Consider the following 9,943-nt stretch of genomic DNA (forward strand, 5'->3'; position numbering starts at 1 on the left):
CGGCTTGATATGTCCAGTACAATTTGCAGGCTTGGTCATATAACAAAATGCGGGAACAGAAACTTACGCTCTCTCCTTATACTGGCGGCATGGTCACATGTAAGGTCAAAAGGAAGCGGAGCATTAAGGGAAAAATATCTATATATGACGCAGGTTCAAAGCAAAGGAAAAAAAATTGCAATTGTGGCTGTAGCAAGAAAACTTGCAGAGTTGATGTACACGTTGCTGAAGACAGGAACATCATATGAAAACAGACCTTCAACTTCAATATCACAACTTGCAGTTGAAGCTTTATCAAAAGCATCGTAAAATTATGGAATCAGGAGTTCCTTGCTATTGACAAATATCATAGGAGCAATTGTTATGCCCACGCCCCACTGGGGCGGTAGGATTTTTAGTATTTAAAAATTTTTGGACATACACATTTCTCCAAAAAAATATTGGAAGTAATGTATGGCCTCTGAAAGTTTTGATAATGCTAAAAAAAGTAAAGCTGATGAATTTTATACGCAGTTAGCAGATATAGAAAAAGAAATGAATCACTACAAAGATTTCTTTAAAGGAAAAACGGTTCTTTGTAATTGTGATGATCCTCGTATTAGTAATTTTTTTAAGTATTTCGCCTTAAAATTTAATGAACTTGGCTTAAAGAAAATTATTACCACTTGCTACAAAAATCAGGAAGTTGATCTTTTCAGTCAAAACGATTGTGAAAAAGCAGTTTATATAGAATACACGGGAAATCCAAACGACCCAACATCTACAGATTTTTCTACAATTGAAGTAAAAGAATTGAAAGGTGATGGAGATTTTAGAAGTCAAGAATGCATTGAACTTTTAAAGCAAGCAGATGTAGTTATTACAAATCCGCCATTCAGCTTATTTAGAGAATATATTGCCCAATTAATAAAATACGAAAAGAAATTTATTATTCTTGGAAATGTTAACGCATTATCGTATAAAGAAACTTTTGCTCTAATTAAAGAAAATAAACTTTGGCTTGGTTATTCAATACATAGTGGCGACAGAGAATTTGGCGTGCCAGATTCATATCCATTAAACGCAGCAGGTTGCAGAACTGATGAAAATGGGAAAAAGTATATTCGAGTAAAAGGTGTTCGTTGGTTTACAAACATTGATTACAATGAACGACACGAAGAATTGGTTTTATACAAAAATTATTCCCCCGAAGAATTTCCGAAATATGAAAACTATGATGCTATAAATGTAGATGTATCGACAGATATTCCAATAGATTATGACGGTGTTATTGGAGTACCGATTACTTTTTTGGATAAATATAGTCCCGACCAATTTGAAATTGTTGGGCTTGGAATAGTTGGAAGTTGTGAATTTACAAATGAGCGAAGAATGGAAATTCTCGATAAAAACGGAGTTCCAACAGGAAAATATACCGTAAATGCAAAAGGAACTCTTTACAGGAAACATTTAGAATCGGACAAAAAGCCTGCGGCTTTTAAGGATTGCGAAACTGGCGAACTTTACCAAAGTATCTATGCACGAATTCTAATCAAAAGGAAACAATAATGAAAATTACACTTCACACAATAAAAGTCCGTGACTTGGTAAACGGCTATGCAGACAATGACGAAAACGGTGTTATAGGTTATGGCGGAAAACTTGATATTCGCCCGCCCTATCAGCGTGAATTTTGCTATAATGATAATCAACAGCAAGCCGTAATGGATACGGTAACAAAAAATTTCCCATTAAATACAATGTATTGGGTTGTCCGCGAAGACGGACGCTATGAAGTATTGGATGGTCAGCAAAGAACAATTTCAATTTGTCGTTATGTGAATGGCAATTTTTCTCATAACATGCGATATTTTACAAATTTACAGCCTGATGAAAAAGAACAGATTCTAAACTATGATTTGCAGGTGTATTTTTGTGAAGGCTCAGAAAGTGAAAAATTGAGCTGGTTCAAAACAATCAACATTGCTGGAGAAAAACTTACAGAGCAGGAAATTCGAAATGCTGTTTACGCAGGAACTTGGACGGCGGAGGCAAAAAAGATTTTCTCAAAATCAAACTGTGCGGCAAAACTGCTTTCGGATAAATATGTAAACGGAAATCCAATCCGCCAGGAATTATTGGAAACTGTTTTAAAATGGTACGCCGGAAAAGATGATGCCTTGATTTGCAGTTACATGGGAAAGCATCAGAATGACAAAAATGCAAATGAACTTTGGGTATATTTCCAAATGGTAATTGCATGGGTAAAAGCTTTGTTCCCTACTTACAGAAAAGAGATGAAAGGCATCGAATGGGGAACATTGTATAATCAGTACAATGACAAAGATTTTGACCCTGAAAAACTTGAAGAAGAAATTGTATCTTTAATAGAAAATGAAGAAGTAACAAATCATAAAGGAATCTATTATTACCTTTTTGACAGAAAAGAAAGTCATTTAAGTCTGCGAGAATTTGACGACAGAATGAAAAGAAAAAAGTATGAGGAACAGAAAGGTATATGTCCGTTTTGTAAGGAACATTTTGAATTTTCAGAAATGGAAGGAGACCATATAATACCATGGTCAAAAGGCGGTAAGACTGTTTACGAGAATTTGCAAATGCTCTGCCGTATGTGTAATAATACAAAAAGCGACAGGTAAGTTACTTGTACGCGGCAGTCGGTGCTGCCGCTAAAAGAAATATTTTTGTAGTAACAAGGCATAACAAAGGTTCGTAGCCGACAGGCAGTCAAGCTGCCTGCGGTACAACCCATTGTTATGCTCACACCCCACTGGGGTGGTTGTAGCGACGAGGAGTAGAAAAAATGTTATATCTGATTGTTGGCGTAATCATTATTTGTATTGCAGTTTGGTTAATTAAAAAAATCGGAGGATTTGCCTTAAAAATAGGAAAAGGACTTTTCGGTTTTATTTTTGGTATCATTAAAATTGTAACAACTGGTCCAATTATTTTATGTACCGAAATTTTTTATGGTCTTGCAAAGCTTTTCCATATACAAAGTTTCATATTTTACATTCTAAGTTTAGGTAGTCTACCATCATTTATATATTTATGCTCAATTCATATTCCGTATTCAAGAAAAGAACGATTCATAAACTTAAAGGATTTCTTTATAGAAAAGAAAAAAATTAGAAACAAGACAATTGCAATTGCTTTCTTTACAACTCTTGAAGCCCTTATTTTTCTAGCTTTACCTAGTTGTATACGGATGGAAGAAGATGTTTCTTATCTTTTTTATTTTTTGGGAATAATTTATTTACTTGCTTCTTTCATTTATTCATTTTCAAGAATTTCAAAATGGAAAAAAGAAAACAAATCACTTTATGAATATTATGAAAACTGGCGAAAATGGAGTTTGAAAGAAGCAACCGAAATAACTGAAGGTGAAATTGAAGAAAATCTTATTTCAGCAAGTATAAAATTTGCAGAAAATGATAAAAACAAAAATAAATTTACAATAGACAACATCCCATATGGACGAGTTATAGCATTTATTTCTTATTTTGGTAAAAATCTTGATGATGAAGAGCCTATTTATTTTTCTCCTAAAATAAGTTCTGATGAAAATGAATTAAGAGAATATGGTATCCTTGTTACATCAAAAGGAGTTTATATCTCTTCACAAGGTAAAGATGATGTTGAAATTCCTTATGCTGGTTTATGGCGTATAGCAAACGACGAAAATAAAACTTATTTTGATTATGGTCTGTCATATGGAGAACCTAAAATAATTGAAATTGAAAAAAATCTTTGCACTGTAAATTTTGATTGTTTTATCCAACAACAGGAATTGTTTGAAAATATTTCACTTGCATTTTTACAAGACAAAGTAAGAAACGATTTAGACGAAGCATTTGAATCTTATGAAGACTCGTCGGTTAGGAATGCTGATGAAGCTTTTTCTACACAGCAAAAAGTCACAGACATATCAAAAGCTGCCGAAATTGGCGGTTTAGGAGCTGGTCTTTCACAAAATGCACATATTTACAATGATGAAGTAAAGAATTACATGAATGGAGCACGTGGTGGTGGCTATGCAGCTGAATATGGAAATAATGCCATAGATCGTTTAACTGGTAAAAAAGTTGAAAATCTTGCTCAAGACCTTGAAAACGGCCATCAGAAACTACATGGAGCAGACAGAAATGTAAATGGAGTTAATATTCAAACAAAATATTATAAAAGTGCATCTGAATCTATTGGTGCTGTCTTTGAACACAAGCAAGCATTATATTTGAATGATGATGGAACAATGATGCAAATTGAAGTTCCACGTGATCAATATAATCAAGCTGTACAAGAAATGCAAAAGAGAATAAAAACTGGACAGGTTCCAGGAGAAACAAATCCTGATAATGCAAAGAACTATGTCCGAAAAGGACATTTTACTTATGCGCAAGCAAACAATATAGCCCTTGCTGGTTCAATTGAAGGTATTGCAGTCGATATTTCACAAGGTATTGTATGTTCACTGCCAGGAGCTGGGATTACATTTGCATTATCCTTTGCAAGTGCTGTTTGGCATGGTCAAGATATCAAAGAAGCTGCAAAACAAAGCACACTCTCTGGCTTAAAGGTTATGGGTAAAAGTGCTGCCATTTATACAATTACTATGCAGCTTTCACGTGATAAAATTGTTAATATTTTTGCTCCCAAAATTATGGTTGGCGAGCCAGGAAAACAAGTTGTCAAAAGTTTCGGCTATGTTAATAACCCAATATTTACAGGGGCAGAAAAGGTTGCTGGAAAAATAAGTTCCAGCGGTCTTGCTAAAACTAAGGTTGGAAAAGCTGTAAAACTTGATAAAGTAAACGGCCGACAGGTTATTGGTGGAGCTGTTACTGCTGTTGTTGTATATGGACCTGATGTATGTAAGGCATTCCAAGGAAAAATCTCAGGTAAGCAGCTTATAAAAAATTCTACTGTTAATACAGCAGGTCTTATTGGAGCAGGTCTAGGCACTTTAATTCCGATTCCTGTTGTTGGCAGTATGATTGGAGGTGCTGTTGGAAGTTTTGTTGCAAAGAAAATAATGGATAATTTCATTGAAGATGATGCAGTTGTAATGTTTAAAATTATGAGAGAGGAATTCCTTGATATAGTAATGCTTTATTCTTTCAACAAAGAAGAATTTGATGAAATCGTTTCTGCTACAATTGGAAATTCAGAAATGTCAAAAGTTTTACAAGCAATGTATCAGTCTGGAACTCCAAAAGAATATGCAGATGCATTAATAAATGCAGAAGTTCAAGTTGTTCTTTCAAAAAGAGAAAAAATCACACCTGATAAAATCGAAGAAGGTATGAAACTTCTTTTAGAAGATAAAACTGTTGCATAAAAATAGCATAACAAGAAGTTCAAAGCCGACAAACCGATCAAGCCGGTTTGCGGTTTAACTCATTGTTAGGTTGATGGCGCACAGCGCCACTTATCGTTGATAAGGTAAATCTTCCGACAAAGGTTCTTAAAAATACACGGAGGAATTACATGGATTTTACAATCGTAATGTTTTCTTGGATAGTTGCAATTGCAATAGCTATTATTATTCTTTGCTTTATGGCTTCAAAAATGTGTGAAGTTGCAAGCTTAAAAGGATATGATCCTGCAAAAAAACATATTTTTGCAATATGCATCTGGCTTGGAATATTCGGCTATTTTTATGTCTTAGCCTTACCTGATTTAAAGTTGCGTAAATTGCTAGGAGAAAAAGAAGAATCGGAAAATTTCGACAAAGAAAGCAAAAACGATTCTTCTCCGCAAAATAAAGTAACTGTACTTGAAAATGGAGATTGGAAATGTCCTTTCTGTGGAGCACAGAATCCTGCCAATGATAAACGATGTTATTGCGGTTATAAACGAGTCTAAATTTTTTATAAGGCGGGTCAAGCCCGCCATTTTTACGTTGACAAATATTCACTTTAGTTCATATAATAAAATCATGTGGAATGTTGATTCATCAGATGAATATGATGTCTGGTTTCTAAGTTTGGACGAAGAAAGTAAAGAAGCCGTATTACAAAGAGTTCTTTTACTCCGTCAGTACGGCCCCCAACTTCCTCGTCCATATTCAGATACTCTTCATGGTTCAAAAAAATACACGAACCTGAAAGAATTAAGAAATCAGACACAACAACATGTACTGAGAGTTGCCTATTATTTTGATAGAAAAAGACATGCATTTCTGCTTACCGGCGGAGATAAAAAAGGAAAAGATCAGAAGACTTTTTACAAAGATTTAATTGCTGAATCTGAAGTAATCATAGAGAAACATGAAAAGGAGTTGGAAAATGAAAGATGCAATCAAAATGATGGAAAGTAATATGTCTCCCGAAGCTGTAAGAAGAGCTCACATAAAAGCCGAGCAGGATATTATGTCTATCCGCCTTGCACAACTCCGTGAAGAAATGAATATTAAACAATCTGAAATGGAAAACTTCACTCAGTCATCAGTTTCAAAAATAGAAAAAAGAAAGGATATGAAAATATCTACTTTAATAGATTATCTCGACAGTCTTGGAATGGGCTTAGAAATAATTACATACCCGAAACTTGCTGTTTCAAAGAAACAGGAAAAAGTACTGTTAAAAGTGTAGCAAAACCTAACAAAGGTTCGTAGCCGACAGGCAGTCAAGCTGCCTGCGGTACAACCCATTGTTATGCTCACAGCCCACTGGGCTGGTAGTTTTATATATAAAATAGGCAAGAAAATGGTCTTTTCATGCTATAATTTGTTTTAGGTATATATAATGGCGTTCTTTAATCGTATTTTTGGAAGTAAAACAGCATCTTCTGATAAGAATAGTCAAATAACTCATTCAGATAATCCCAAAGTAAAAGAAATTCTACAATTACAATCCATCATAGATTCATTACTTTCTAAAAATTCATATATAGCAAAATCTGAATACTTAAAGAAAATCGATGAAAAAAAAGGTGTAATATCATATTTTCAACAATTGAAAACTGATGATTTACTATCAGATTTTTGTAAAAAAAACAGTATTTTAGAGAAATCAGTTGTTTCTGTAATTCAAAATTGCTCAGATATAAAAAAACTTGTTGCTGAGCACAATGAGAAATTCATTATTAATAACCTAGAATCAGAAAAAGAATATCTCGATACAATATTATCAGAAGTTGACCCGAATATTATGCTGGATGATGACCAGCGTCGCGTCATTCTTACAGATGAAGATTATTGTCTTGTAATAGCAGGTGCAGGAGCTGGAAAAACGACAACAGTTGCAGCAAAAGTAAAATATCTTGTGGAAAAGAAAAATATCAATCCAAAAGAAATACTTGTTGTTTCTTTTACAAACAAAGCCGTTGGTGAACTAAAAGAAAAAATCAATCAGCAGCTGAAAATAGATTGCCCCATTACAACTTTCCATTCAACAGGAAATGCAATCTTACATAAAGAAAACGATGAGAAACTGAATATTGTACAGAATGAAAAACTCTATTTTGTTCTGGAAGACTATTTTAGAGATACAGTTTTACAAAATCAAAAACTTGTTGATGATTTGATAAAATTCTTTGCGACATATTTTGACGCTCCAATCGAAGTAAAAGATAAAAATCAATTTTTTAACAATTTATCAAATTCAAATCTTTCTACAATGAAAAGTGAACTGGGAGAAGTTGACTATCAAGTAGAAATCAAAAATTCTAGAATTAAAAAATATGAAACAATACAAAATGAAATTTTGCGTTCTCAGGAAGAGGTTCAGATTGCAAACTTCCTTTATTTGAACAACATCGATTACGAGTATGAGCCTTGCTATAAATATAATATCGAAGGAGCAAAAAAGCCTTACACTCCTGATTTTAAAATCACCCAAAATGGAAACGAAGCCTATATTGAACATTTTGGCGTAACTGAAGATGGCTACAGCAACAGATACTCAGCGGAAGAATTAAAAAAGTATAACAAAGCAATGCGGGATAAAGTTGCAATTCACCGTAAGCATGGAACAAATCTCATCTGTACCTGCTCACAATATAATGATGGACGGGAACTGCTTGAGCATTTAAGAGAAAAACTAGAATCATTTGGTTTTGTATTGAATCCACGTGACAATAAGGAAGTAATGCAAAAGATTTCCAATCAAGATTCCAGTCGTTATATCAGAAAACTGATAAATCTTGTAGATAGATTCATTTCAAATTTCAAGACCAACGGATATTCAGTTGAAAAATTTGATGAGTGGGGAACTCAGACAAAAAATGTAAGGACGAAACTGTTTTTAGGTATTTGTAAAGAATGTTACTTGGAATATGAGCGATATCTTCACAAAAATAATGCAATTGATTTTTCGGACATGATAAATAAATCGGCAAGGCTGTTGAAAGAATCAAAAACAGTAAGTGATCAGATAGATTTTAAATATATCATTGTTGATGAATATCAGGATATTTCCCGCCAAAGGTTTGATTTAGTCGGAGCGTTGCATGACGTTACTAATGCAAAAATTATTGCTGTTGGAGATGACTGGCAGTCAATTTATGCGTTCAGCGGTTCAGACATAACTCTATTTACTAAGTTTTCAGAAATCATGGGATATGCAGAACTTTTGAAAATTACAAAAACCTACCGCAATTCACAGGAAGTCATCGATATTGCCGGAAATTTTATTCAGAAAAATACGGAACAAATCAGAAAAACCTTAAAGTCCCCAAAGACAATTAATGACCCTGTAATTATTTACACTTATGATTCCAAACAAAAGAGATTTGGAGGAAATTCAAATTATAATCTGGCAAAGTCTGTTGAAACCGCTATAGAACAAATCATTGAATTCAATAAAGTTGAGGGAAAAGACTCTAAAAAACAGGAAATTCTTTTGCTAGGAAGATTTGGTTTTGACGGGAAAAATTTGGAACGCTCAAGTCTCTTTGAATATAAAGATTACGGTAATAAGATTAAGTGCTTAAAGCATCCAGAATTAAAAATTACTTTTATGACAGCCCACGCATCAAAAGGCTTAGGATATGATAATGTTATTGTCATAAATGGAAAGAATGAAACTTATGGTTTTCCTTCAAAAATTGAAAATGACCCAGTATTGAATTATGTTGTAAAGCGAGACGATTCTATTGAAGCCGCCGAGGAACGTCGTCTTTTCTATGTTGCCATGACACGAACAAAAAACAGAGTGTATTTTATTGCTCCAGAAGAGAATCCTTCTGAGTTTTTACTAGAAATAAAGCATGATTATAAAAATGTGGTGTTAAAAGGAGAATGGAGCGAAGAAGTAAAAAATGGCAGTGCATTTAAGAAATCTTGCCCGATATGTGGTTATCCTCTTCAGCATAAAGTAAAAACTGCTTATGGACTGAATCTTTGGATTTGTATGAACGATCCGGAAATTTGTGATTTTATGACGAATAAAATTGAAGCAGGAAAATTATCAATCCAAAAATGCGATAAATGTGATGGATATTTAATTGCGCGCCAGCAAAAAGATGGGCGATATTTTTTAGGCTGCACAAATTATAATGCCAATGGAAAAGGTTGCAGTAATATTATTTGGAATGAAGATTATTATCGAATGAATAATCTGACTCCAGAACCTGCTGCAAAAATAGATATTCCGAAAGGATATAAAAAGGAAAAAGCATAACAAGAAGTTCAAAGCCGACACAGGCTCAAGGCCTGTGCGGTTTAACTCATTGTTAGGTTGATGGCGTACTGCGCCACTTATCGTTGATAAGAAAGTCTTCCAACAAATTAATAATGTCATTCGTTGAATGACAAGAATAAAATCTTAGGAGGGTTTTATGAAAAAACTCGTTGCTTCAATTGTACTTTTATGTATTACATTTTCTTTCTGCTTTTCTGCTCCATCAAAATGAAATAGTCAAGAAAAGTGCAGTCCCAAATACCCCTTAAATTAAGCTGCTATTAACATAGCTGTTTTTGACAGCCTGTATTTAGTTGGAG

At 33.8% G+C, this 9,943-nt stretch carries 8 protein-coding genes; all 8 read left to right on the forward strand.

The genetic code is table 11. From position 1 onward, the window contains the following. A partial coding sequence (locus tag B5D47_RS11360) for a transposase (RefSeq protein WP_143592707.1) occupies positions 1 to 309 on the forward strand: 309 nt, incomplete at its 5' end. A gap of 144 nt (positions 310 to 453) precedes the next feature. Beyond that, on the forward strand, positions 454 to 1,548 hold the full coding sequence (locus B5D47_RS11050; RefSeq protein ID WP_078931893.1) for an adenine-specific methyltransferase EcoRI family protein: 1,095 nt from the start codon (positions 454 to 456) through the stop codon (positions 1,546 to 1,548). Beyond that, positions 1,548 to 2,639, forward strand: a complete 1,092-nt coding sequence (locus B5D47_RS11055; protein ID WP_078931894.1) for an HNH endonuclease family protein — start codon at positions 1,548 to 1,550, stop codon at positions 2,637 to 2,639. Before B5D47_RS11050 ends, B5D47_RS11055 begins: the two co-directional genes overlap by 1 nt. Before the next feature lie 164 nt (positions 2,640 to 2,803). Continuing rightward, positions 2,804 to 5,338, forward strand: a complete 2,535-nt coding sequence (locus B5D47_RS11060; RefSeq protein ID WP_078931895.1) for a hypothetical protein — start codon at positions 2,804 to 2,806, stop codon at positions 5,336 to 5,338. A 149-nt stretch (positions 5,339 to 5,487) separates the two neighbouring features. Then, positions 5,488 to 5,865, forward strand: coding sequence for a hypothetical protein (locus B5D47_RS11065; RefSeq protein WP_013701018.1), 378 nt, complete (start codon positions 5,488 to 5,490; stop codon positions 5,863 to 5,865). Positions 5,866 to 5,938: 73 nt separating this feature from the next. After that, positions 5,939 to 6,319 carry a type II toxin-antitoxin system RelE/ParE family toxin gene (locus B5D47_RS11070; RefSeq protein ID WP_013701019.1) on the forward strand — a complete coding sequence of 127 codons (381 nt, stop codon included), beginning with the start codon at positions 5,939 to 5,941 and terminating at the stop codon, positions 6,317 to 6,319. Then, positions 6,288 to 6,593 (forward strand): helix-turn-helix domain-containing protein, encoded by a 306-nt coding sequence (locus tag B5D47_RS11075; RefSeq protein WP_013701020.1) that lies wholly within the window; start codon positions 6,288 to 6,290, stop codon positions 6,591 to 6,593. The genes B5D47_RS11070 and B5D47_RS11075 overlap by 32 nt, the downstream gene beginning before the upstream one ends. A gap of 153 nt (positions 6,594 to 6,746) precedes the next feature. After that, on the forward strand, positions 6,747 to 9,623 hold the full coding sequence (locus B5D47_RS11080; protein ID WP_078931896.1) for a UvrD-helicase domain-containing protein: 2,877 nt from the start codon (positions 6,747 to 6,749) through the stop codon (positions 9,621 to 9,623). Positions 9,624 to 9,943 lie beyond the last annotated feature (320 nt).

This window comes from Treponema berlinense (assembly GCF_900167025.1).
In the GTDB taxonomy this organism is placed as follows: Bacteria; Spirochaetota; Spirochaetia; order Treponematales; family Treponemataceae; genus Treponema_D; species Treponema_D berlinense.

Excerpts from the sequence above, each read along its gene's own strand:
- B5D47_RS11050 (WP_078931893.1), top strand. The coding sequence starts at position 454 with ATGGCCTCTGAAAGTTTTGATAATGCTAAAAAAAGTAAAGCTGATGAA.
- B5D47_RS11055 (WP_078931894.1), top strand. The coding sequence starts at position 1,548 with ATGAAAATTACACTTCACACAATAAAAGTCCGTGACTTGGTAAACGGC.
- B5D47_RS11060 (WP_078931895.1), top strand. The coding sequence starts at position 2,804 with ATGTTATATCTGATTGTTGGCGTAATCATTATTTGTATTGCAGTTTGG.
- B5D47_RS11065 (WP_013701018.1), top strand. The coding sequence starts at position 5,488 with ATGGATTTTACAATCGTAATGTTTTCTTGGATAGTTGCAATTGCAATA.
- B5D47_RS11070 (WP_013701019.1), top strand. The coding sequence starts at position 5,939 with ATGTGGAATGTTGATTCATCAGATGAATATGATGTCTGGTTTCTAAGT.
- B5D47_RS11075 (WP_013701020.1), top strand. The coding sequence starts at position 6,288 with ATGAAAGATGCAATCAAAATGATGGAAAGTAATATGTCTCCCGAAGCT.
- B5D47_RS11080 (WP_078931896.1), top strand. The coding sequence starts at position 6,747 with ATGGCGTTCTTTAATCGTATTTTTGGAAGTAAAACAGCATCTTCTGAT.